Annotated in this window: 19 protein-coding genes, 1 tRNA gene and 2 pseudogenes; 9 read left to right on the top strand and 13 right to left on the bottom strand. The window is 65.7% G+C overall.

Annotated elements, in window-relative coordinates; genetic code table 11:
• Window positions 1-14 precede the first annotated feature (14 nt).
• The 3 genes from B2527_RS06710 to B2527_RS06700 all read right to left on the bottom strand — a co-directional run bounded on the left by B2527_RS06710 (window position 15) and on the right by B2527_RS06700 (window position 2,410).
• Window positions 15-1,010, bottom strand: a complete 996-nt coding sequence (locus B2527_RS06710) for an LLM class flavin-dependent oxidoreductase (protein WP_293706770.1) — start codon at window positions 1,008-1,010, stop codon at window positions 15-17.
• Window positions 1,011-1,123: 113 nt separating this feature from the next.
• Window positions 1,124-1,879: a sulfurtransferase gene (locus tag B2527_RS06705; RefSeq protein WP_293706769.1), complete on the bottom strand. Its 756-nt coding sequence runs from the start codon at window positions 1,877-1,879 to the stop codon at window positions 1,124-1,126.
• Window positions 1,880-2,044: 165 nt separating this feature from the next.
• Entirely contained in the window at window positions 2,045-2,410 is a 366-nt protein-coding gene (locus tag B2527_RS06700) for a DUF6164 family protein (RefSeq protein WP_293706768.1), read from the bottom strand.
• A 60-nt stretch (window positions 2,411-2,470) separates the two neighbouring features.
• On the opposite strand from B2527_RS06700, the gene B2527_RS06695 reads away from it, so the two are divergent.
• Both B2527_RS06695 and B2527_RS06690 read left to right on the top strand, forming a co-directional pair.
• Entirely contained in the window at window positions 2,471-2,902 is a 432-nt protein-coding gene (locus tag B2527_RS06695) for an FKBP-type peptidyl-prolyl cis-trans isomerase (RefSeq protein ID WP_293706767.1), read from the top strand.
• Window positions 2,886-4,130 (top strand): TIGR03862 family flavoprotein, encoded by a 1,245-nt coding sequence (locus B2527_RS06690; protein WP_293706766.1) that lies wholly within the window; start codon window positions 2,886-2,888, stop codon window positions 4,128-4,130. Before B2527_RS06695 ends, B2527_RS06690 begins: the two co-directional genes overlap by 17 nt.
• Before the next feature lie 68 nt (window positions 4,131-4,198).
• Here B2527_RS06690 and B2527_RS06685 read toward each other — a convergent pair.
• The 6 genes and pseudogenes from B2527_RS06685 to B2527_RS06660 all read right to left on the bottom strand — a co-directional run bounded on the left by B2527_RS06685 (window position 4,199) and on the right by B2527_RS06660 (window position 9,712).
• A pseudogene (locus tag B2527_RS06685) lies at window positions 4,199-4,677 on the bottom strand (GNAT family N-acetyltransferase).
• Between the two features lie 3 nt (window positions 4,678-4,680).
• Window positions 4,681-6,303 (bottom strand): FMN-binding glutamate synthase family protein, encoded by a 1,623-nt coding sequence (locus B2527_RS06680; protein WP_293706764.1) that lies wholly within the window; start codon window positions 6,301-6,303, stop codon window positions 4,681-4,683.
• Window positions 6,304-6,334: 31 nt separating this feature from the next.
• Window positions 6,335-7,624: pseudogene (locus B2527_RS06675) on the bottom strand (nucleotide sugar dehydrogenase).
• A 24-nt stretch (window positions 7,625-7,648) separates the two neighbouring features.
• Window positions 7,649-7,735: transfer RNA gene (locus B2527_RS06670), tRNA-Leu, on the bottom strand.
• 82 nt (window positions 7,736-7,817) lie between these two features.
• Complete coding sequence (hemN, locus tag B2527_RS06665; RefSeq protein WP_293706763.1) at window positions 7,818-9,230, bottom strand: oxygen-independent coproporphyrinogen III oxidase; 1,413 nt, start codon at window positions 9,228-9,230, stop codon at window positions 7,818-7,820.
• Between the two features lie 74 nt (window positions 9,231-9,304).
• A complete protein-coding gene (locus tag B2527_RS06660) occupies window positions 9,305-9,712 on the bottom strand; it encodes a group III truncated hemoglobin (RefSeq protein WP_293706761.1) in 408 nt (135 codons plus the stop codon).
• A 156-nt stretch (window positions 9,713-9,868) separates the two neighbouring features.
• Between B2527_RS06660 and B2527_RS06655 the strand changes: the two genes are divergently transcribed.
• Window positions 9,869-10,162 carry a hypothetical protein gene (locus B2527_RS06655; protein WP_293706760.1) on the top strand — a complete coding sequence of 98 codons (294 nt, stop codon included), beginning with the start codon at window positions 9,869-9,871 and terminating at the stop codon, window positions 10,160-10,162.
• On the top strand, window positions 10,159-11,217 hold the full coding sequence (locus B2527_RS06650) for a 4Fe-4S dicluster domain-containing protein (protein ID WP_293706758.1): 1,059 nt from the start codon (window positions 10,159-10,161) through the stop codon (window positions 11,215-11,217). Before B2527_RS06655 ends, B2527_RS06650 begins: the two co-directional genes overlap by 4 nt.
• Before the next feature lie 515 nt (window positions 11,218-11,732).
• Here the strand turns inward: B2527_RS06650 and B2527_RS06645 are convergent.
• The 3 genes from B2527_RS06645 to B2527_RS06635 all read right to left on the bottom strand — a co-directional run bounded on the left by B2527_RS06645 (window position 11,733) and on the right by B2527_RS06635 (window position 15,225).
• The gene (locus B2527_RS06645) at window positions 11,733-12,857 is read right to left on the bottom strand and encodes a polyamine ABC transporter substrate-binding protein (RefSeq protein ID WP_293706756.1); all 1,125 of its coding nucleotides are present in this window, start codon (window positions 12,855-12,857) and stop codon (window positions 11,733-11,735) included.
• Window positions 12,858-13,075: 218 nt separating this feature from the next.
• On the bottom strand, window positions 13,076-14,464 hold the full coding sequence (locus B2527_RS06640; RefSeq protein WP_293706755.1) for a glutamine synthetase family protein: 1,389 nt from the start codon (window positions 14,462-14,464) through the stop codon (window positions 13,076-13,078).
• Window positions 14,461-15,225 carry a gamma-glutamyl-gamma-aminobutyrate hydrolase family protein gene (locus B2527_RS06635; protein WP_293706753.1) on the bottom strand — a complete coding sequence of 255 codons (765 nt, stop codon included), beginning with the start codon at window positions 15,223-15,225 and terminating at the stop codon, window positions 14,461-14,463. The genes B2527_RS06640 and B2527_RS06635 overlap by 4 nt, the downstream gene beginning before the upstream one ends.
• A 175-nt stretch (window positions 15,226-15,400) precedes the next feature.
• On the opposite strand from B2527_RS06635, the gene B2527_RS06630 reads away from it, so the two are divergent.
• The 3 genes from B2527_RS06630 to B2527_RS06620 all read left to right on the top strand — a co-directional run bounded on the left by B2527_RS06630 (window position 15,401) and on the right by B2527_RS06620 (window position 18,730).
• Entirely contained in the window at window positions 15,401-16,687 is a 1,287-nt protein-coding gene (locus B2527_RS06630; protein ID WP_293706751.1) for an NAD(P)/FAD-dependent oxidoreductase, read from the top strand.
• A 140-nt stretch (window positions 16,688-16,827) separates the two neighbouring features.
• The gene (locus B2527_RS06625) at window positions 16,828-18,153 is read left to right on the top strand and encodes a diguanylate cyclase (RefSeq protein WP_293706750.1); all 1,326 of its coding nucleotides are present in this window, start codon (window positions 16,828-16,830) and stop codon (window positions 18,151-18,153) included.
• Window positions 18,154-18,268: 115 nt separating this feature from the next.
• The gene (locus tag B2527_RS06620; protein ID WP_293706748.1) at window positions 18,269-18,730 is read left to right on the top strand and encodes a bacteriohemerythrin; all 462 of its coding nucleotides are present in this window, start codon (window positions 18,269-18,271) and stop codon (window positions 18,728-18,730) included.
• 77 nt (window positions 18,731-18,807) lie between these two features.
• Here the strand turns inward: B2527_RS06620 and B2527_RS06615 are convergent, their stop codons facing one another.
• Entirely contained in the window at window positions 18,808-20,106 is a 1,299-nt protein-coding gene (locus B2527_RS06615; protein WP_293706747.1) for an MFS transporter, read from the bottom strand.
• On the opposite strand from B2527_RS06615, the gene B2527_RS06610 reads away from it, so the two are divergent.
• Entirely contained in the window at window positions 20,069-20,338 is a 270-nt protein-coding gene (locus B2527_RS06610; RefSeq protein WP_293706797.1) for a hypothetical protein, read from the top strand. The two genes, B2527_RS06615 and B2527_RS06610, sit on opposite strands and share 38 nt — an antisense overlap.
• 63 nt (window positions 20,339-20,401) lie before the next feature.
• The gene (locus B2527_RS06605) at window positions 20,402-22,369 is read left to right on the top strand and encodes an oleate hydratase (RefSeq protein WP_293706746.1); all 1,968 of its coding nucleotides are present in this window, start codon (window positions 20,402-20,404) and stop codon (window positions 22,367-22,369) included.
• The last annotated feature ends 231 nt before the right edge of the window (window positions 22,370-22,600 follow it).

Here is a 22,600-nt window from a genome sequence, read left to right as displayed (position 1 = left end):
GAGGGGTGAAAGGCTTACGCCGTTCCCACGCCCTGCCAGGCCTGCATGGCCAGCTCAAACGAACGCAGCCGAGCGGCCGGGTCGTAGATATTGGCGGCTACCATCATTTCATCGGGACGATGACGCTCGGCGAAGGCCTTCAGCCCTTCAGCCACCTGCGCCGCGTCACCGACGATGCTGCAGGCCAAGGCGCGCTCGACGCCGGCCTTTTCATGCGGCTCCCAGAACGTTTCGATGTCATCCAGCGGCGCCGGAATCCGCCCGGGCGTGCCACGCCGCAGATTGACGAAGGCCTGCTGCTGGCTGGTGAACAGGCGCTTGGATTCGGCCTGCGAATCACTGGCCACCACATTCAAGGCCAGCATCGCGTACGGCGCCTGCAGGCGCTCGGAAGGACGGAAATCGCGGCGGTACAAGGCCAAGGCTTCATCCATCGCGTCCGGCGCGAAGTGCGAGGCAAAGGCAAACGGCAGGCCCATCGCCGCCGCCAGCCGCGCACTGAACAGACTGGAACCCAGCAGCCACACCGGCACCGGGATGCCGCCGCCGGGCACCGCCTGCACGGCCTGGCCAGGCTGCACCGGCTCGAAGTAATGCAGCAGCTCATTCACATCCTGCGGGAACTGGTCGGCACTGTCGAAGTAGCGGCGCAGCGCGCGGGCGGTGGCGTGATCGGTGCCGGGCGCGCGGCCCAGGCCCAGGTCGATACGGTCCGGATACAGCGAGGCCAAGGTGCCGAACTGCTCGGCCACCTGCAGCGGCGAATGATTGGGCAGCATCACACCGCCCGAACCCACCCGGATGCGCGTGGTGCCGCCGGCAACGTGGCCGATCAGGACCGAGGTTGCCGCACTGGCGATGCCGGGCATGTTGTGGTGCTCGGCCAGCCAATAGCGGTGGTAGCCCCAGCGGTCGGCGTGCTGGGCCAGTTCCAGCATGTTGGCAAAGGCCTGCTGCGGGCTGGAACCCTCGCAGACCGGGGCCAGGTCAAGAATGGAAAGTGGAATCATGGGGCGGTTTCCAAGGGCAATGCACAGGACATGGGGCTGCTGCCCGCATTCTCCATGGCATTACCCCGCCCCTTGCCGGGACACTGTTTCCCATCCCGGCCCGTACCCGAGGCTCAGGCCTGGGCGTCGTCCTGGCGGTCCACCAGCGGCTGCAGCTGCGCATCCAGCGCCACCCGCTCGTCGAACACGAAGCAGCGGCCGTCATAGCCCTCGCCGCCCACTTCCTCGAAATAGCCGAGGATGCCGCCTTCCAGCTGCAGCACATTGTCCATGCCATCGTTCTGCATCCACAGCGCGGCCTTCTCACAGCGGATGCCGCCGGTACAGAAGCTCACCACCGTGGCATCGGCCAGGGCTTCGCGGTGCGGCTGCAGCGCCGCCGGCAGATCGGTGAACTTGGCGATAGGCAGGGTCAAGGCGCCGGCAAACGTGCCGTGGGCGAATTCCTGCCAATTGCGCGTGTCCAGCATCACCACGCGCTTGCCGTCGTCGTCGTGGCCTTGCCGCAGCCAGCGCTGCAGCGTGGCCGGGGCCACGCTGGGCGCGCGCGGGTAGTCCAGCGGCTGGCCGTCGTCACGGCGGAAGCTGATGATTTCCGACTTCAGCTTGGCCTTGAGCCGGGCGAACGGCTGCATCTGGCTGTAGCTGTACTTGATGCGCATGTCGGCAAAGCGCACATCGGCCTTGAGCTGGCTGTAGAAGCTGTCGATGCCTTCGCGGCTACCGGCCAGGAACAGGTTGATGCCCTCCTCGGCAACCAGGATGGTGCCGCGCAGCTCCAGGATCCGGGCGCGTTCAAGCAGGGTGGCGGTCAGCGTCTCGGCGTCGGTGAGCGGGACGAACAGGTAAGCGGCGGTATTGACGATCATGCGCCTAGTTTAAACGACGCTCCATGGACCGTAGCGTAAGCCGTAAAACACCGCGAAAGCCAAACCCCTCCCCAACCCTCCCCTCCGCCTTCGGCGCAAGGGAGGGGGCGAAACGAAAGGCAGGTGTAGGCCGAGCCATGCTCGGCAGGAGCCTGGCCAGCGCCCTCACCCCCGCAACAGGAAGAACGGCAACAACACCAGGGCCGCCGCCGCCAGCATGCCCAGCAGCACCGCCACCACGAACAATGGCCGCTGCCGCAGCAGGGAGCTGAACGTCTCCGCGCTGCCATCACGCAGCGCAGCCGCCCGCTCCTCGCGCACCCGCTGCCCGCGCTCGGCCTGGTAGGTCGCCATCAATGCCTTGGCGCGCGGCTGATCCTCGTTGTCGCGCAGCCAGATGCCGCCGCTGGAAATACCCCAGGGGCTGGCTTCGGTGCGGTACCAGGCGATGCCATTGCGGTCGAGCAATTCGCCGACCTCGGCGCTTTCGTCGTCACCGACATTACGTAGATTGAGCAGCAGTTTGGCCATGCCGCCATGATACCCGGCAGCGATGCGCTACCCTGCACGCCCCTTTCAACGGAGCGCGCCATGCGTCGCCTGTTCCTCCCGCTGCTGCTGTCCCTCCTGGTTGCCGGCTGCACCCCGCCCGGCCCGCCCCCCGGTGGCACCATCGCCGCATTCCAGCCCATCGATACCCAGCCCGGCAGCGGCGCCGAAGCCGTACCTGGCAGCAAGGTCACCGTGCATTACACCGGCTGGATCTACGACGAACGCAACGCCGACAAGCACGGCGAGAAGTTCGACAGCTCGGTGGATCGTGGCGAGCCGTTCAGCTTCAACCTCGGTGACAAGCAGGTCATCCGTGGCTGGGACGAAGGCGTGGCCGGCATGAAGGTTGGCGGCAAGCGCACCTTGATGATTCCGCCCGAGTACGGCTATGGCAATCGCGGCGTCGGCCCGATCCCGGCCGGTTCTTCGCTGGTATTCGATGTTGAACTGCTCGATGTCAAAGCTCGCTGATAGAACCGTCGCCGTCATTGGCGGCGGCCCCGCCGGCCTGTTCGCGGCCGAGCGGCTGCGCGCAGCGGGGCTGGCGGTCAATCTGTACGAAGCCAAGGGCTCGCCCGGGCGCAAGTTCCTGATCGCCGGCAAGGGTGGGCTAAATCTCACCCACTCCGACCCACGGCCGCTGTTCGACAGCCGTTACCGCGAACGCCAGGCCGAGATCGCAAGCTGGCTGGACGGTTTCGACGCGCAAGCGCTGCGCCATTGGGCGCAGGGCCTGGGCGTGGAGACCTATGTGGGCAGCTCCGGACGGGTATTCCCGGTCGATCGCAAGGCCGCACCGCTGCTGCGCGGCTGGGTGCGCCGCCTGAAGGAACAGGGGGTGCGCCTGCACGTGCAGCACCGCTGGCTGGGCTGGAACCCCGACGGCAGCCTGCGCATGGCTACGGCCGACGGCGAGATCGCCGTGCACGCCGATGCCACGGTATTGGCGATGGGCGGTGGCAGCTGGCCGGAACTGGGTTCGGACGGCAGCTGGATGGAGGTATTGCAGGCGCGCGGCATCGATACCGCGCCGCTGCAATCTGCCAACTGCGGGTTTGATATTGCCTGGACGCCGCATTTCAGCAGCCGCCACGCCGGTGCGCCGCTCAAGCCGGTGGTCGCACACTGGCGGGACCTGCACGGCCAGCCGCAGTCCCTGCAGGGCGAATGCGTGGTCAGCACCTACGGCATCGAGGGCAGCCTGATCTATGCCCTGGCCGCCGACCTGCGCGAGACCCTCAATCGCGATGGTGCCGTTACCCTCAGCCTGGACCTGGTGCCCGGCCGTGACGAAGCGCGCCTGCTGGCCGACCTGTCCCGCTCACGCAAGGGCCGCAGCTTCGGCGAACACCTGCGCCGTGCCGCAGGCCTGGACGCAGTGAAGGCGGGCCTGCTGTTTGAAGTACTGGGCAAGGATGCCGGCAACGATCTGGCCGCCGTCGCCCGCACCTTGAAACAGGTTCCGCTGCCCTTGCTGCGGCCTCGGCCCATGGCCGAAACCATCAGCACCGCCGGTGGCGTACGGCTGCAGGCACTGGATGCGGGCTTGATGCTGAAGGCACAGCCCGGCGTGTTCTGCGCGGGCGAGATGCTGGACTGGGAAGCGCCCACCGGCGGCTATCTGCTCACTGCCTGCTATGCCAGCGGCCTGCGCGCCGCCGAGGGCGTGGTGCGTTGGCTGCAGGACAGCGCCACCTGATCGGACACGCGCAGCCGCATCATCACCGGCAGGGCCGCACCAGCGGCGGCCCTGCCAGGTTTGGCGGTTCAATCGCCGCGCTGGCTGCGGCCCCGCTTGTGCATCTGCATGCAGGCCAATGCGATACCGCTGGGATGCGGGTAAAGCGCCTCGCCATCCGCGCTGAAACCAGCGCGCAGATAGAACGGCACTGCGTTCAACGATGCCGACAAGTGCAGCCCCCGCTGTGGATCCGACAAGGCTTCCACCCGCTCCAGCAACATCCTGCCTATCCCCTGCCCCGACCTGTCAGGGTCGACAAACAGCGCATCCACCTCGTTACCGGTCAGGTCGATCACGCCATAACCCAATAGCGTTCCCGCCGCATCTTCGGCCACCACGCAGCCCCCGCCTCCACCAGCGGCTGGAACTGCACCGGCGCCGCTGACGCCGCCCAACGCGTAATCACGTCGGGCGGATAATGCGTGCTGCAGGTTTCGCGCACGCAACGCGTGCGCAGTGCCCACAGCGCCGGAATGTCCGCAACGGTGCCGGCGCGACACCGCATGGCTCAGCACATCTTGGTGGTGCGCAGCGCCGCCACCCGCGCCGGCGGGGTAAATGAATCACTACGCGCCTCGGCCCAGTATTCGCGGAACACGGTGTGCTCGGGCACCTTCTTCAGCAGCTCGCCCGGTGCCAGGTAGCGGTACAGGCTGGCCAGCGAGCGGATCTCCACCGGCGAAACACGGCGCAGGATGTGCTCCGGGCCCAGCTCGGAAGGATCGTGCAGCCCGGCCGCACCCAGCAGGTCACGCAGCGCACGCAGGGTGTTCTGGTGGTAATTGAACACACGCTGACCCTTGTCCACCGGCTCCAGGTGGCGCCAGCGGCTCGGGTCCTGGGTGGCGATACCGGTCGGGCATTTGTCGTTGTGGCAGCTCAGCGACTGGATGCAGCCCAGCGCGAACATATAGCCACGGCCGGCATTGCACCAGTCCGCGCCCAGCGCGATGGTGCGGGCGATATCGAAGGCCGTGGTGACCTTGCCGGCCGCACCCAGACGAATGCGATCACGCAGGCCCAGGCCGACCAGGGTGTTGTGCACCAGGATCAGCGCCTCGTTCATCGGCACGCCAACGTGGTCGATGAACTCGGCCGGCGCAGCACCGGTACCCCCTTCGGCACCGTCTACGACGATGTAGTCAGGCAGCAGCCCGGTTTCCTGCATGGCCTTGGCGATGCCGAACCATTCCCAGGGATGACCGATGGCCAGCTTGAAGCCCACCGGCTTGCCACCGGACAGTTCGCGCAGACGCGCGACAAACTGCAGCAGTTCGATCGGCGTGGAGAACGCCGAATGCTTGGACGGCGATACGCAATCCACACCCATCGGCACACCGCGCGTCGCGGCGATCTCGGCACTGACCTTGGCCGCCGGCAGCACACCACCGTGGCCGGGCTTGGCACCCTGCGACAGCTTGATCTCGATCATCTTGACCTGATCGGAGCTGGCGTTCTCGACGAAACGCTCCTCGCTGAAGCGGCCGTTCTCGTCGCGGCAACCGAAATAGCCCGAACCAATCTCCCAGACCAGGTCGCCACCGTTCTCGCGGTGGTACGGCGAAATGGAACCTTCGCCGGTGTCATGGCAGAAGCCACCCAGCTTGGCACCCTTGTTCAAGGCCCGGATGGCATTGGCCGACAGCGAACCAAAGCTCATCGCCGAGATGTTGAACACGCTGGCCGAATAGGGCTTGGCGCAATCCGGGCCGATCAGCACGCGGAAATCGTGGTGGGCAATGGTGGTGGGTGACAACGAATGGTTGATCCATTCGTAGTCCACCGCGTAGGCACTGCGCAGGGTGCCAAATGGCACCACATCCATCTCGTTGCGCGAGCGCTGGTAGATCAGCTGGCGCTGCTGGCGTGAGAACGGTACGTCTTCCAGATCGCTCTGCACGAAGTACTGGCGGATCTCGGGACCGATGGATTCAAAGCCGTAGCGGAAATGCGCCAGCACCGGGTAGTTGCGGCGCAGCACGCTGCGGCGCTGCAGCACGTCCCAGGTACCCAGCACGGCCATCAAGCCGAACAGGCCGACCCCCCAGTACCAAGCCGGCCAATGGGAGGCCAACGCCAGCGAAACCGGCAACAGGATCAATGCCAGCACATAAACCAGATAACGATGCATTACCGTCCTCAACCAACGGGGATGGCGGATTCTACAACCGGTCGTCCACCACTTGCCTCGGCCAGACTGATTTCACGTCGTAGACCACCACGTCCGGCACACCCAATGCGCGGATCTGTGCGACGTCCAGGTCGCGGAACTGCTGGTGGGCCACGGCAAGCACCACTGCGTCGTAGGCAGCTGGCTGCGGTGCCTTCACAAGTTCCACACCGCCCATGTCATGCGCGCCGCGCGGATCGGCCCACGGATCATGGGCATCCACCCGTGCGCCGGCAGCCGCCAGCATCTGCACAAGGTCCAGCCCGCGGCTGTTGCGCAGGTCCGGACAGTCCTCCTTGAAGGTGACACCCAGCACCAGCACGCGCGCGCCCTGCAGCTGCTTGCCCTTGCCTTCCAACAGGCCCCGCACGCGGCTGACGACATGCGCGACCACGCGATTGTTGACGTCACGCGCGGTGTGGATCAGGTCCGGGTGATAGCCGACGCTTTCGGATTTGTGCAGCAGGTAGTAAGGGTCCACACCGATGCAGTGCCCGCCGACCATGCCAGGCCGGAACGGCAGGAAGTTCCACTTGGTCCCGGCCGCCTCCAGCACATCCAGCGTATCGATGCCAAGCCGGTCGAAGATCAGTGCCAGCTCATTGACCAGGGCGATGTTGACGTCGCGCTGGATGTTTCCACCACCTTGGCGGCCTCCGCCACGCGCAGGGACGCTGCCGGCCAGGTACCGGCGCTGATGATGCGCAGGTACAGCGCATCGACCACGCGCGCCGCCTCCGGGGTGGAGCCAGAGGTGATCTTGCGGATATCCGGCAGCCGCCGCTGTCGATCGCCCGGATTGATTCGTTCCGGGCTGTAACCACAGAAAAAATCAATGTTGAAACGCAGGCCCGAGCCCTGTTCCAGCAGCGGCACGCAGACCTCCTCGGTCGTACCGGGGTAGACCGTGGATTCGTAGATGACCAGGTCGCCCGGCTTGAGCATCCGCGCAATCAGCTCACTGGCCCCGCGCAGCGGCGCCAGGTCCGGCTGTTCAAAGGCATCGATCGGCGTTGGAACGGTGACGATGAAGGTATTGCATGCTGCCAGATCGGCCGCCTCTGGCGCTGTAGCGTGCATGCACGCCCGCAGCCAGTTCCGCGTCGTCCAGTTCCAGGGTGTGGTCATGGCCGGCCTGCAGCTCGGCGACCCGCGCCGCGTCGATGTCATAACCCAGCACATCCAGCGTCTTGCCAAACTCAACCGCCAGCGGCAGGCCTACATAGCCCAGCCCGATGATCGCAATCCGCGGTTGAGCCGCGGCAGTGATCTGGGCACTCATGCTGTCCCTTGAAAGTCTGCGAACTGGTGCCCGGAGCCGGAATCGAACCGGCATGGAGTTGCCCCCGGCGGATTTTAAGTCCGATGCGTCTACCAGTTTCGCCATCCGGGCATCGGCATAGCGTGCCTGATCGCGCCGCAATTGTGAATTGCGACGTCCTCCCAAAACCCGGTTGGCGCCCAGCGCCCGGGACTCAGCCGATGGCGCGTGAGTAGCGTGCCGGCTGCTGGGCGGCACGCAGGTAGCGGTCAAAGCACATGGCGATCAGGCGCAGCAGCGGCCGCCCCTGGCGGGTGGCGGCGACCACGCCATCGCGACAACTGGCCAGGCCATCGTGCTGCAGACGCTGCAGATCCTGTAGTTCATCGGCGAAGTACTGCTCGAACGCAACACCGTGGCGCTGGGCCAGCGCGCGCCCATCCACCCGCCCGTGGCACATCAGCTGCTGGATGAGTTCGGCACGCAGCAGGTCGTCGGCATCCAGCTCCAGCCCGCGCCAGATCGGCAACTCCGGCCCCTGGATACGCGCCTCCCATTCCTTCAGCTCGCGCGGGTTCTGGCTGTAGCTGTTGTCGATGCGACTGATCGCGCTGACCCCCAGACCCAGCAGGTCGCTGTCGGCGTGGGTGGTATAGCCCATGAAGTTGCGATGCAGGCTACCGGCCCGCTGGGCCTGCGACAGGTCTTCATCGGGCAAGGCGAAGTGATCCATGCCGATGTACTGGTAGCCCGCCGCCGACAGCCGCTCCACCGCCAGCCCCAGCAGGGCCAGCTTCTGCTCCGGATCGGGCAGGTCGGCGTCGAGGATCTGCCGCTGGGCCTTGAACATGTGCGGCAGATGGGCGTATCCATAGATCGCCAGCCGGTCCGGGCGCACCGCCATCACCGTGTCCAAGGTGCGGCCGAAGCCCTCCAGCGTCTGCTTCGGCAGGCCGTAGATCAGATCGACATTGACCGAGCGCATACCGTTGTCACGGCAGGCCTGGATGATGGCCATGGTCTCGTCCACGCCCTGCACACGGTTGATTGCCTGCTGCACGGCCGGGTCGAAGTCCTGCACACCCAGGCTGGCGCGATTGAAGCCCAGCGCCGCCAGCATGGCGATGTCCTCGACGCTGACCGAACGCGGATCCAGTTCGATCGAGAAATCACGCGCGGCACGCTCGCTGAAGTGGAAGTGGCCGGCCAGGCCTTCGATCAACCGGCGCAGCTGCTGCGGCTCAAGGAAATTGGGCGTACCACCGCCCAGATGCAGCTGGATCACTTCCCGCCCGGCTGCGAACAACGGTGCCACCCGCGCGGCTTCGGCCAGCACCTGGTCCACATAGCGCTCACCCTTGCTGCGATCGCGGCTGATTACCCGGTTGCAGCCGCAGTAGAAACAGGGGCTGGTGCAATAAGGCACATGCACATACAACGACAGCGGCCGGTCGGTGGCATTGCTGCGGCCGATCGCGGCACGGAAGTGCGCGGGGCCATAACCGTCATGGAAGTGCGGCGCGGTCGGATAGGACGTGTAACGCGGGCCGGGCCGGTCATGCCGGCGCAGCAGTTCAGCGTCGAAGGTCCAGCCCAGGGGGTTCAACAGTACGGGAGTGGTGTCCATGGGCAGCAGTTTGCCCGCGCAGGGCAGCACTCGCCTTGAGCCAGATCAATCCCGCCGCATAGGATGGCGGTCGTTCAGCCGAACAGCGGGAAGCGCTGGCTGCTGTAACGGCCCCATAGGGCGGCAGCCACCCGCTGCGCGGCGGCATCAGCCAGCTGCTTCATGTCCGGATTGCCCATTTCCGCGGTAGTCGCCGCGAACAGTGACAGCCAGCGCTCGAACAGCCGCCATTCCAATCCCGGAATAGCCAGGTGTTTGGGCATGGGCGCACCGGCAAAACGGCGGGTACCGCGCAGCATCGCCGACCAGAAATCGACCAGGTGCAGGATGTGCTGCTCCCAGTCATGCACCCTTGCCTGGAAGACCGGCCCCAGCAATGCATCGTCCTGCACCCTGGCATAGAAGCGGCGCACCAACTGCTCGACCTCGGCTTCGCTGCACACCTCCGGACCCGGCCGGGGGCCGTCCACACTGATCACCACCCTCCACCTCCAGCTCACTGGGCGCCCTTGATCAGGATCAAGGACGCAACCGGGCATTACCCCTAGCCTCGCATGCCGGGCAACCACTGAAAGGCCACAGCACACATTGCGCGGCCACATTCTAGCCCGCCAACCCGCGCCCCCCCGGAACCCGTGATGAATCCAGACAACACGTCAGCCAACGGACATCGCCGCCCGCTGATACAGCGGCTTGGCGCCGTGCTGTGGCCCAGTTTCTTTGCCGCCGGGGTTGCCGCCGCCGTGTTTTTCAGCATGGTCGATCCATTGGCCTTGGCCCATATCAGCTTCCCGGACCATTCAATCAGTCGTGAACTGGGCTACAGCGCCGGCTTCCTCCTGTTGTGGCTGGCAACTGCGTCGGCCAGCGCTTTCACCAGCCTGTTGCTGCGCCCGCGCGCCGACGAACTGCGGGACGAAGAACTGGAATGAGCAGCGCCGACAGCACGCGTGCGAAACGCAGCCTGATCCGGCAAGCGGTGGCCGCAGCGCTGTTGCTGGCCTTCTATGGCCTGCCGTGGCTGCGTATTGATGGCGCTCCCGCCCTGCTGCTCGACCTGGACACGCGCCAGCTGCAGCTGTTCGGCCTTGGGCTGCGAATGGCCGAGGCAACCCCATTGCTGTGGCTGACGTTGGCCGCCGCCGCAGGCCTGGCCCTGTTGACCGTACTGCGCGGACGCTTGTGGTGCGCCTATGTGTGCCCGCAGACCGTGCTTACACGGCTGTTCCGCAGCCTGGACCGGCTGACGACCCTGCCCGGCGCTGCCCGCCCCCTGGGGCCGGTAGTGCGCCACCTGCTGTGGGCAAGCATCGCGTTGTGGACGGGGATTTCCTTCGTGGGCTACTTCACCCCTATCCCAACATTGGTATCGGGCCTGCTGACACTGACCTTGGGGCCGTGGGAATACTTCTGGATAGCCTTCTACGCCCTGGCCACCTGGGCCAATGTGATCTACCTGCACGAGCAGGTCTGCAGCTACCTGTGCCCCTACAGCCGCCTGCAGCACCTGCTCAGCGACGCCGACACCCCCACCGTGCAGTACGAAGCCCCGCGCGGCGAACCGCGCGGCAGCCGTGAACACCCGCAGGCCAGCGTCCTGCAACGCGAACGTGGCCTGCTGGATCCGGTCACCGCCAGCGACTATGTATTCCGCGCCGCACATCCGGCCATCGCCGGGGTGATGCCCCGGTTCGCACCGGCCCATCTGGGTGACTGCATCGATTGCGGCGCCTGCGTGCGCGCCTGCCCGATCGGGCTGGACATCCGCAATAGCCGCTCCAGCAGCTGCATCGAATGTGGCGCCTGCATGGATGCCTGCGACGCGGCCATGGCGCGACTGCACTTTCCAGCCGGGCTGGTACACCGCAGCTGCAATGCGGACAGCGACGATGCTCGCCGCAAGCCGCGCGGCAAGCCTTGGCTGTTCGGAGCGTTGTGCCTGGCGGCCACCGCCATGGCCATCCACGGCTTCCTGCAGCTGGCTTGAGCCCTTCCCCGCGACCCGCCAGCCAACGCAACGGTAGTGCCGAGCCATGCTCGGCAAGGGCTTTCCCGGCAACCCCTTTGCACAAGCCGTCAAGCCAGTACTGCGTGGAAGACCCAGGAGCTTACCCCTCCCCAACCCTCCCCTTCGCTGCGCGAAAGGGAGGGGGGCCGAGGCCAGGTTGCAGCCTGCACAAGCACCGGTAGTGCCGAGCCGTGCTCGGCAGGGGCTTTCCCGGCGACCCCTTTGCAGGAGCAGCAAGCCATCAAGCCGGCATTGCGTGGCAGGCCCAGGAGCTTACCCCTCCCCAACCCTCCCCTTCGCTGCGCGAAAGGGGGGCCGAGGCAAGGCTGCAACCTGCACAAGCACCGGTAGTGCCGAGCCGTGCTCGGCAGGGGCTTTCCCCGGCAAACCCCACAAACAACAACGCCTCCCCGATGAAGGAAGGCGTTGCAAAGATCACATCACGAACCAGACGAGGCCCGCATCCGGCAATGCCGGATGCGCCCCCACCCGGATCAGCGGCCGGTCTTGATCTCGGTCCACAGACGGGTATACAGCTTGTCCGTCTCCGGGCTGTTGATCGCGTAGGTGAACATCTTGGCGGCCACATCCTCGGCCGGGTAGATGGTCTTGTCGTCGCGGATGGCCGGGTCGACCAGCGAGGTGGCCGACTTCACCGGGTTGGCGTAGTGGGTCACGTTGGTGTTGTTGGCGGCCACCTGCGGCTCCAGCAGGTAGTTGATGAAGGCATAGGCGTTGCCCGGGTGCTTGGCATCCTTCGGGATGGCCAGCATGTCGAACCACTGCGGTGCGCCTTCCTTCGGGATGGAATACGCCACTTCCACACCGTTCTTGGCCTCCTCGGCGCGGTCACGGGCCTGGATGATGTCACCCGACCAGCCCACCACCAGGCAGGTGCTGCCATTGGCCAGCGAACCCACGTACTGCGAGGAGTGGAAGTTCTGCACGTACGGGCGGATCGACTTCAGCAGGTCGGCCGCCTTCTGCAGCACGGCCGGGTCGGCGCTGTGCGGGTCTTCGCCCAGGTAGTGCAGGGCCACCGGGATCATGTCGGCCGGGGTGTCCAGCAGGGTCACGCCGCAGTCCTTCATCTTGGCGATGTTTTCCGGCTTGAACACCAGATCCCAGCTGTTGGCGATGTCAGCGCTGCCGCCGAAACGCTCCTTCAGCTTGGCCACGTTGTAGCCGATGCCGGTGCTGCCCATCATGTACGGCACGCCGTACTGGTTGCCCGGGTCCTGGCCGGCAATGCGCTGCATCACCGCCGGGTCGAGGTTGGCCAGGTTCGGGATCTTGCTCTTGTCCAGCGGCAGAAACACGCCGGCCTGGATCTGGCGACCGAAGAAGTTCAGCGTCGGCACCACGATGTCGTAACCGCTGTCGCCGGTCAGCAACTTGGTCTCGACCATTTCATCGCTGTCGAACACATCGTAGGTGACCTTGATGCCGGTGGTCTTCTCGAAGTTCGGGATGGTGTCCTCGGCGATGTAGTCCGAGTAGTTGTAGACGTTGAGGACCTTGGCCTCGCCGCCTTCGGCGGGCTTGGCGCCCTCTTCCTTGCCGCCGCAGGCAGCGAGCAGGGAGATGGCGACACCAACGGTGAGAATGCGCAGATTCATGGGTTCTCCAGTGGGATCCGGGAGCGGTATGGGGGACCGGCCAGGCCGGGTGGTGGCCTATTGTCCCATCTGCGGCGCCTTGATGTGTAGAAGGCCCTGGTTCTGCACTGGGAGGAGCGGCGTCATCGGCGAAGCCACTGCAGCAACAGCCAGCGCAGAGCTACCCCTCCCCGCCCCTCCCCTTTGCTGCGCAAAAGGGAGGGAGACAAGCCTTGCGCTCAGACATTCAGCAGCAGGAACTCCCGCTCCCAGGAGCTGATCACCCGGAAGAAAGTCTCGTATTCCTTGCGCTTGACCGAGATGTAGGCGCGGCAGAAGCGCCGCCCCAGCAGCTCCTGCAGAGCGTCGCAGGCTTCCAGCGCGTCCAGCGACTCGCCCAGCGAGCGCGGCAGCTCGTAGCCCAGCTCCTTGGCGTTGCCGGTGATCGGCGTGGTCGGCTTGAGCTGTTCGCGGATGCCCAGCAGGCCGCAGGCCAGGGTTGCCGCCATCGCCAGGTAGGGGTTGGCATCGGAGCCGGCAAAGCGGCTCTCCACGCGGTTGTTTTCCAGGCTGTCCATCGGCACGCGCAGGCCGCAGGTGCGGTTGTCGAAGCCCCATTCCACATTGCTCGGCGAGACCTCGCCAAACACCAGCCGGCGGTAGGAGTTGACGTTGGGCGCGAAGAAGCCCATCGCCGCCGGCACGTACTTCTGCAGGCCGGCCAGGTAGTTGTCGAAAATCTCGCTGTACTGGCCCTCGGTGCTGCCGGCAAAGACATTGCGGCCATCGCTCAGGCGCACCAGGCTCTGGTGGATGTGCATGGCGCTGCCGGGCTCGGTTTCCATCGGTTTGGCCAGGAAGGTGGCGTAGATGCCGTGCCGCAGGGCCGCCTCGCGCATGGTGCGCTTGAACAGGAATACCTGGTCGGCCAGCGACATCGCATCGGCGTGGGTGAAGTTGACCTCCAGCTGCGCTGCGCCGGATTCGTGGATCAAGGTGTCCACGTCCAGCTTCATCGCGTCGCAGTAGTCGTACATAAGATCGAGGATGGGGTCGAATTCGTTGACCGCGTCGATCGAGTACGACTGGCGGGCGGTTTCCGGGCGACCGGAGCGGCCGGCCGGTGGCAACAGCGGGAAGTCCGGATCGGTGTTCTTCTGCACCAGGAAGAACTCCACTTCCGGCGCCACCACCGGTTTCAGGCCAAGCTCCTCATAGGCCACCAGCACCCGCCGCAGCACATTGCGCGGCGCCAGCTCATGCGGCTGCCCGCTCTTGGTGTAGCAGTCATGGATGATCTGCGCAGTCGGGTCCGTCGCCCACGGCACCATGCGCACCGTGTCCGGGTCCGGGCGCAGGATCATGTCCGCATCGGCCGGCGAAGTCAGCTCGTAATAATCGTCCGGGAAGTCGCCGGTCACCGTGGTGGCGAAGATGCCTTCGGGCAGGCGCGTGCCATAGTCATGCGAGAACTTGTCTGCCGGGATGATCTTGCCGCGCGCGTTGCCGGTGACGTCCGGCACCAGGCACTCCACCTCGGTGATGTGCCGCTCCTTGAGCCAGCGCAGCAGCGAGCTTTCTTCCTGTACGGCGGCGGCGGTCTTGCGGGTGCGGGGGCGCGAAGTCATGGGGAACCAACTTGTTTATCTAACCGATAGCGGCGACAGGCCTCGCCGAAGGCTTGGAATATGCCCAGATGGAACGGGTTTTCGGTAACCCGCCACTCCGGGTGGAACTGCAGGCCGAGCAGGAAGCCCGGGGCGGGGCCACGGAAGGCCTCGACCAGCCCGTCCGGTGCCCGCGCCTCGATCTGCAGGCCTTCGCCCAAGCGGGCTACGCCCTGTCCGTGCACCGAGTTGACCATCACCTGGTTGCTGCCGGCAATCTCCGCCAGCATCCCACCCGGGCTGAGCTGCAGCGGATGCGCCGGCCCATATTGCACCGCCAATGATGACGCCGGGTCTTCACGGTGGTCGGCCAGGCCCGGCACCTCGTGCACCCGCGGGTGCAGGCTGCCGCCGAAGGCGACGTTGATCTCCTGGAAACCGCGGCAGATAGCCAGGATCGGCAAGCCCATTGCCAGCGCCTGCGGGATCAGCCCGAATACATTGGCATCGCGCGCCGGGTCATGCGGATTGCCCGGCCAGCTGAGGCCACCAGCGTAATGGTGCGGCTCGATATTGCTGGTGGCGCCGGTCAACAGCAGGCCATCAAGGGTGGCCAGCCACTGCGCCGGCGGCAGCGGCGGTTGCAGCAGGGGCAGCAGCAGCGGCATGCACTGCGCGCCGTCGACAACTGCCCGCACGTACTTTTCGCCGACCACGTGGAAGGGGTGTGAACCGATCGGTTTGCTGTCGGTGGGCAAGCCGACCAGCGGCAGGCTGGCCATGGGTGAAGCTCTTGAGACGTGCAGGCACGCTACCCCTGCCCCGCCCAATAGGCAACCACAGCGCATCTGCCATTCAACTGCGCGGCCGCACAATACCGCGGGTAACGCGCCGGCCTGCGCACGCTGCAGACATCCAGGTCGTTACACTTCCCGCCCCTGATCCGGCACAGTGCCCGTGGACGCCGCTGCATCCGTTTATCCCCCCAGCTGGTATGCCGCCAGCCAACCCGAGCTTGCCCCCCATCCGCCGCTGCGCGGCCAGACGCGTGCCGATGTGGCGGTGCTGGGTGCCGGCTACACCGGCCTGACCGCAGCACTGGCGCTGGCCGAGAAGGGCTACAAGGTCACCGTACTGGAAGCCGAGCGCGTGGGCTGGGGCGCTTCTGGCCGCAACGGCGGCCAGGCCATCGTCGGCTATGGCTGCGAGCAGGACACCCTGGAAGCACTGGTCGGTGACGCCGACGCACGCCTGCTGTTCGATTTCTCGCGCGATGGCATGCACATGCTCAAGCAGCGCATTGCCCGCCACGGCATCGACTGCGACTGGCGCGACGGCCACGCCAGCGTGCCCATCCATCCGCGCCAGGAACGCGCCCTGCGCGCCGACATCGAACGGATGGCGCAGCGTTATGACTACCCGCTGGAATGGTGGGACCGCGCCCGCCTGCGGCAGGAGCTGGCCAGCGAACGCTATCTGGGCGCAATGTATGACGCGGCCAGCGGCCACCTGCACCCGTTGGCCTATGCACAGGGCCTGGCCCGCGCGGCTGCAGCGGCGGGGGTGACCCTGCACGAACAGTCACCGGTGATCCGCCTGGAACGTGGTACACAGCCGGCGCTGGTAACCGCGCAGGGCCGGGTCGATGCCGATTTCGTGGTGCTGGCCGGCAATGCCTGGCTGCAGGACATCGCCCCCGAGCTGGAAACGCGGATGATGCCGGTGGGCACCTATATCGGTGCCACCCAGCCGCTGGGCGCCGAGCGCGCACGGGCCTTGATCCGCAACGACATGGCCGTGGCCGACGTCAACTGGGCGCTGGACTACTTCCGCCTCAGCCGCGACCACCGCCTGCTGTTTGGCGGCCAGGCCAATTACTCCGCGCTGCCGCCACCGGGCCTGCGCGCCAGCATGACCCGGCGCATGCGGCGGGTATTCCCGCAGCTGGCCGATGTCGAGCTGGACTACGTGTGGGGCGGCTATATCGACATCACCCGCAACCGCGCCCCGCACTGGGGCCGGATCACCCCGAACGTGTACTTCGCCCAGGGCTTCTCCGGCCACGGCGTGGCCAGCACCGGCCTGGCCGGCGAGGTGATCGCCGCCGCCATTGCTGGCCAGGCGCAGCGGCTGGATGTGTTCGAGCGCATCCCGCACGGCGTGTTCCCCGGCGGCAAGGCCCTGCGCATGCCGCTGCTGGTGGCGGCGATGTCCTGGTACAAGCTGCGCGATCTGTTGTGGTGAGGCAGGGAATCGCGATACCCAATTGCGGATGAAGGGCGCGGACCACCGCGAGTACGGGACAAGCGCTTGCCCATCCCAAAGCCCGAATCCCAGCTGCATACCGCCTCAAGTTCTTACGTTGGCAGCCGCTACACCCTCCGATGCTCCCCATTCCCGCCACCCCTGCCCCAACCTCCCCGGCCAGCTTCGACAGCCCGTCGATCGCGCCGCTGCCGCAGCGCATCCTGCTGGTGGAGAACTCGCGCACCTTTACCACGATGCTGCGCGAGGCCATCGAACAGCGGCTGGAACTACCCGTAAGCGTGGCATCCAGCTTGGCCGAGGCCGGCGAATTGCTGGACCGGGAGAGCGGCTGGTTCCTGGTGCTGACCGGGCTGGTGCTGGCCGACGGTGACCGCGACCAGGTGGTGAGCTACTTCGTCGACCGTGGCCTGCCCACCATCGTGGTCAGCGGCGTCTACGACGAGGACCTGCGCAAACGCGTGCTGCAGCAGCAGATCATCGATTACGTGCTGAAGAACACCCCCGGCAGCATCGACTACCTGGTGTGGCTGGTGCAGCGCATGGACCGCAACCGGCGCATCGCCGCATTGGTGGTGGATGACTCGCCCTCCGCACGCGCCTATGCCGCCGCCCTGCTGTCGATGTATGGCTACCAGGTGATCGAGGCCGCTGACGGTAGTGCGGCTCTGCACGCGATCGAGGCGGACCCAGCCATCCGCCTGGTCATCGTCGACCAGGAGATGCCCGGCATGGAGGGGGTGGAGCTGACCCGGCGCCTGCGTGCCCTGCGTGCACGTGACAAGGTGGCGGTGATCGGAATTTCCGGCAATTCCGATCCCTCGCTGATCCCGCGTTTCCTCAAGAACGGTGCCAACGACTTCCTGCGCAAGCCCTTCTCGCGTGAGGAGTTCTTCTGTCGCGTGTCGCAGAACGTGGACCAGCTGGAGCTGATCGGCACGCTGCAGGACCTGGCCACCCGCGACTTCCTCACCGGCCTGCCCAACCGCCGCAGCTTCCTGGAACAGAGCCAGCGCCAGCTGGCCAGCGCAGGTACCGGCGATGTATCCGTGGCCATGGTCGACATCGACCATTTCAAGCACATCAACGACAGCCTTGGCCATGAAGCCGGCGACCAGGCCATCCGCGCGGTGGCCGGCGTGCTGCAGGCACATACCCGCGGCCACAACATCAGCGCCCGATTTGGCGGCGAGGAATTCTGTCTGCTGGTCGCCGGCATGAGCGCCAGCGAAAGCACCCGGCACTTCGAGCAGCTGCGCGAGGCCATTGCCGCACTGCACCTGCAGTTTGCCGAGCGCAGCCTGCGCATGACCGTCAGCATTGGCGTCTGCCGCATGCCGCTCCGCGCCGGCGCCCTGCACCAGCTCATCACCGAGGCCGACCGCCAGCTTTACCTTGCCAAAGCCGCCGGCCGCAACCGCGTCTGCAGCGTGCAGTTGCCCTGAGCCGCCTGCAAAAACTGAACGGACGCCGCCGTCAACCACCGCCATTGATCCAGATCAACGCGAGCCTGCCCCGCCCTGCCTAGAGTGCAGTCCAGACACTCAGAGGGGAACCGTGGTGGCACTACTGGTATGGCAGGACGATCTCAATACGGGCGTGGAGGTCATCGACCACCAGCACATGCGCATCGTGGAGATGCTCAACCATCTGCATGTCGCGCAGAAAAGCCTGGAGCGCGTGGCCGTTGCCGAGGTGATCGATGAACTGGTCGACTACACCATGTCGCACTTCGCCTTTGAAGAAGAGCTGATGGAAGAAGCCGGTTACCCCTTCTGTGCTGCCCACAAGCGCGTGCATGAAGTGTTTGGCAAACGCGTCTCCGAATACCGCATGCGCTTCCAGGCCGGTGAGGATGTCACCGACGAACTGCGCAACATGCTCTCGCGCTGGCTGTTCAACCACATCCGTGGCGATGACAAGGCCTACGCCGAGCAGGTGAAACGCCACCTCAACCAGTTCGCCAAGGACCACCAGGAAGGCAGCTGGCTGGGGCGCACGCTCAAACGCCTGTTCCGCTGATCCCGCATGTGCAGGATCGGCACGGTGTATGCCCTCCCCTCAGTGCAATCGCCCGTGCCGGTCCTGCCTCCTGCCGTTCACCCCTGTTCCCGTGCCAGGAGTTGCTGGCGCCGCCCGATGGCCAGCAAGGCCAGGCCGGTCACCACCGCGGTGGCACACAGGTAGCCGCCGACCGCGGCAATGCCGAATCTGCCGGCCAGCCAGGTAGCCGCATACGGTGCCGGCGCAGCGCCCAGGATGCCGGCCAGGTTGAACGACAGCGACGCACCGGTATAGCGCACCTGCACCGGGTACAGGCTGGCCAGCATGGTGCCGCAGGGCCCGTAGGTCAGGCCCATCAGGAACAGCCCCAGGGACAGGAACAGCAGTACCTGCAGCGGATGACCTGCCTGGAACAGCGGCTGGAAAAGCAGGCCGAACAGGAAGATGCCCAGCGTCGCCCACAACATTGCCTTGACCGTGCCATACCTGTCGCCGTACAGCGCAGCCAGCGGAATGCCTGCCGCGAAGAACAGGATGCCGACCATCTGCAGCAGCAGGAAGTCCTCGCGCGCATAGTGCAATGCAGAGGTGCCATGACCCAGGGTGAATACCGTCATCAGGTAGAACAGCACGAAGGTGGCAAATGCCGCCAGGGTGCCCACCACCACCGCGAAGCCATGCGTGACCAGCACCTCACGCATGGGCAGGCGCACCCGCTCGCCGCGCTCCAGCGCCTTCTGGAAATCCGGTGTCTCGCGGATGTTCAGCCGCACCCACAGGCCAACAATCACCAGCAGCGCACTGGCAATGAACGGCACGCGCCAGCCCCAGGCCAGGAAGCTGGCGTCATCCAACACCCGCCCCAGCAGCAGGAAGGTGCCAGCCGACAGCAGAAAGCCCAGCGGCGCGCCCAACTGCGGGAACATGCCGTACCAGGCGCGCTTGCCTGGCGGCGCATTCTCGGTGGCCAGCAACACCGCACCGCCCCATTCGCCGCCCAGCCCCAAGCCCTGCCCAAACCGGCACAGCGCCAGCAACAACGGCGCCAGCATGCCGATGTCGTGGTAGGTGGGCAGCAGGCCGATCGCCACCGTGGACAGCCCCATGGTCAACAGCGCTGCCACCAGCGTGGCCTTGCGGCCGATGCGATCACCGTAGTGGCCAAACACCGCCGAACCCACTGGCCGGGCGATGAAGGCCACCGCAAACGTCGCCAGCGACTGCAGCAAGGCGGCATTGCTGCTGCTCTCGGGAAAGAACAGCTTCGGAAACACCAGCACCGCCGCCGTGGCGTAGATGTAGAAATCAAAGAATTCGATGGTGGTGCCGATCAGGCTGGCCGCCAGGACGCGGCGCGTGGAGTTCAACGGGGCAGAGCTGGCGGTTGTCGACATGGTGGTGGCGGCGGAAACAGTGACGGCAGTCTGCCACGCAGCCCTCGGTTCCCCGCAATTGGTTGCAGGCGACACGGATGTCACGCAGCGCCGACGTGCTGTCCTGGCCCCCGCCCGCCTGGGCAGCTTGGCGGAAAGCGCGTTGCCGATCTGCCCGATACCGCCCGGGACCGTGTCGCGTGCCACCTATCACGCTTTTCCGCCCGCTTTTACCTGGCTGAACGCAGCTTGACCGAGCGCCGTTTACGCTCGACAAGTTCCTTGTGTACCTCCCCCCAAGCATCAGGAGAATCCCATGAGCGAATCCACCCCGCGCTTCGACCACGCCCCCGACGCAACCCGCCGCTACTGGCATAACACCCCCCTCAACACCCTGCCGCCGCCGGACATGGTTGGCAACTACCAGCGCTTCAAGCCACTGCCCACCGAAGGCATAGAAACCCGCAAGGCCTGGATCGTCGGCGGCGGCATCGCCGGCATGGCCGCTGCCTTCTACCTGATCCGCGATGGCCATATGCCGGGCGAGAACATCACCTTGATCGAGGGCCTGGATATCGAAGGAGGTTCGCTGGACGGTGCCGGCAATGCTGAGGATGGCTATATCGTGCGCGGCGGCCGCGAGATGAACTGGAACTACGACAACCTCTGGGACATGTTCCAGGACGTGCCGGCGCTGGAACTGCCCGCAGGCTTCAGCGTGCTTGACGAGTACCGCCTGGCCAATGATGCCGACCCCAACTGGTCCAAGTCACGTTTGATGCACATGCAGGGCCAGGTAGTGCCCGACTTCAGCCGCTTCGGCCTTACCCGCAAGCAGCAATGGGAGGTTGTCAGCCTGCTGCTCAAGCGCAAGGACCAACTGGACGACCTGACCATCGAGGATCACTTCAGCGCAGGGTTCCTCACCAGCAATTTCTGGTTCCTGTTCCGCTCCATGTTCGCCTTCGAGAACTGGCACAGCCTGCTGGAAATGAAGCTGTACATGCATCGGTTCCTCGACGCCATCGACGGCTTCGGCGACATGTCGACACTGGTGTTCCCCAAGTTCAATCAGTACGACACCTTCGTCACCCCGCTGATCAAGCTGTTGCGCGAGAAGGGGGTGCAGGTGAAATTGGGCACGCAGGTGCTGGACATGGACTTCGACCAGCAAGGCGAGGAGCGCACGGTCACCGCACTGCATACCCGCACCCGGCAAGGCGACGGGCGGCTCGAGGTGGCTCCGCGCGACCTGGTGATCGCCTTGACGGGCTCGATGACCGAAGACACTGCCTATGGCGATCTCGACACCGTGCCGGTGCTTGCAAAGCGCCACGGTGGCCCCGCCGAAGGCAGCAGCTGGGGTCTGTGGCGCAACCTTGCCGCCAAGTCGCCGGTGTTTGGCAAGCCCGACAAATTCTGCGGCGACATCGACCGCTCGATGTGGGAGTCGGCCACTCTCACCTGCAGGCCGTCACCACTGGTTGACAAGCTTGCCGCGCTGTCGGTCAACCCTCCAGATTCGGGACGAACAGTCACCGGCGGCATCATCACCTTCACCGATTCCAATTGGGTGCTGAGCGTCACCATCAACCGTCAACCACACTTCCCGGGCCAGCCGAAGGACACCGTGGTGATGTGGGTCTATGCGCTGCTGATGGACCAACCGGGCAATTTCGTCAAGAAAGCGATGCCCGAATGCACCGGACGCGAGATCATCGCCGAGCTCTGCCACCACCTGGGCATCGCGGACCAGCTCGATGCCATCCTGCCGCATACCAAGGCACGCCTGGCGCTGATGCCCTACATCACGGCGCAGTTCATGCCGCGGGCAGCGGGTGATCGCCCACAGGTGGTGCCGGCCGGCTGCACCAATCTGGCCCTGGTGGGCCAGTTCGTGGAAACCGCAAACGACGTCGTTTTCACCATGGAAAGTTCGGTGCGCACAGCGCGCATCGCAGTCTACAGTCTGCTTGACCTGCCAAAGCAGGTGCCGGACCTCAGCCCCACCCAATACGACATACGCAACCTGCTGAAGGGTGCGCGCGCCCTCAACAACGGCGAGCCGTTCATTGGTGAGCGGCTGTTGCACAAGCTGCTGGACGACACCTACTTCGCCCACATCCTGCCGCCGCTGCCAGACAACGAAGGTGAAACCACCCGGCGCGAGCGTCTGGAAACAGAGCTGGTCGCATTGCGTGACAACGGCGGTGCGGTACTGCAGGGTTTCGCACAGTGGCTGGACCGCTTTGCCTCGCAGTTGCGCAAGCGCAGCGGCAACTGATGCCAGCGGCGACATCGCCGGGGGCCACGTACCCGGCGATGTCCTGGTAGATCACGCCTGCAGGGCCGCCGGATAACCCCCTGCAGACATGTTCTTGCCCTGCCCTGCACATCCGTTAACCGCTCTTCCGTGCCGCTGCGCCCCTGCGCAAGGATTCACGCCGCGGTACAGGATCGACCGTTTAGGGTTTGACCCGCGCCACAAGCGCGAGGAATCCGAAGGAGCACACCA

This window comes from Stenotrophomonas sp. UBA7606 (genome assembly GCF_002477705.1).
Lineage (GTDB): Bacteria > Pseudomonadota > Gammaproteobacteria > Xanthomonadales > Xanthomonadaceae > Stenotrophomonas.
This window is presented reverse-complemented; position numbering and strand designations above follow the sequence as displayed.

Excerpts from the sequence above, each read along its gene's own strand:
- hemN (WP_293706763.1), bottom strand. The coding sequence starts at position 9,230 with ATGGACACCACTCCCGTACTGTTGAACCCCCTGGGCTGGACCTTCGAC.
- B2527_RS06655 (WP_293706760.1), top strand. The coding sequence starts at position 9,869 with ATGAATCCAGACAACACGTCAGCCAACGGACATCGCCGCCCGCTGATA.
- B2527_RS06695 (WP_293706767.1), top strand. The coding sequence starts at position 2,471 with ATGCGTCGCCTGTTCCTCCCGCTGCTGCTGTCCCTCCTGGTTGCCGGC.
- B2527_RS06690 (WP_293706766.1), top strand. The coding sequence starts at position 2,886 with ATGTCAAAGCTCGCTGATAGAACCGTCGCCGTCATTGGCGGCGGCCCC.
- B2527_RS06625 (WP_293706750.1), top strand. The coding sequence starts at position 16,828 with ATGCTCCCCATTCCCGCCACCCCTGCCCCAACCTCCCCGGCCAGCTTC.
- B2527_RS06645 (WP_293706756.1), bottom strand. The coding sequence starts at position 12,857 with ATGAATCTGCGCATTCTCACCGTTGGTGTCGCCATCTCCCTGCTCGCT.
- B2527_RS06650 (WP_293706758.1), top strand. The coding sequence starts at position 10,159 with ATGAGCAGCGCCGACAGCACGCGTGCGAAACGCAGCCTGATCCGGCAA.
- B2527_RS06700 (WP_293706768.1), bottom strand. The coding sequence starts at position 2,410 with ATGGCCAAACTGCTGCTCAATCTACGTAATGTCGGTGACGACGAAAGC.
- B2527_RS06635 (WP_293706753.1), bottom strand. The coding sequence starts at position 15,225 with ATGGCCAGCCTGCCGCTGGTCGGCTTGCCCACCGACAGCAAACCGATC.
- B2527_RS06710 (WP_293706770.1), bottom strand. The coding sequence starts at position 1,010 with ATGATTCCACTTTCCATTCTTGACCTGGCCCCGGTCTGCGAGGGTTCC.
- B2527_RS06615 (WP_293706747.1), bottom strand. The coding sequence starts at position 20,106 with ATGTCGACAACCGCCAGCTCTGCCCCGTTGAACTCCACGCGCCGCGTC.
- B2527_RS06605 (WP_293706746.1), top strand. The coding sequence starts at position 20,402 with ATGAGCGAATCCACCCCGCGCTTCGACCACGCCCCCGACGCAACCCGC.
- B2527_RS06680 (WP_293706764.1), bottom strand. The coding sequence starts at position 6,303 with ATGCATCGTTATCTGGTTTATGTGCTGGCATTGATCCTGTTGCCGGTT.
- B2527_RS06640 (WP_293706755.1), bottom strand. The coding sequence starts at position 14,464 with ATGACTTCGCGCCCCCGCACCCGCAAGACCGCCGCCGCCGTACAGGAA.
- B2527_RS06705 (WP_293706769.1), bottom strand. The coding sequence starts at position 1,879 with ATGATCGTCAATACCGCCGCTTACCTGTTCGTCCCGCTCACCGACGCC.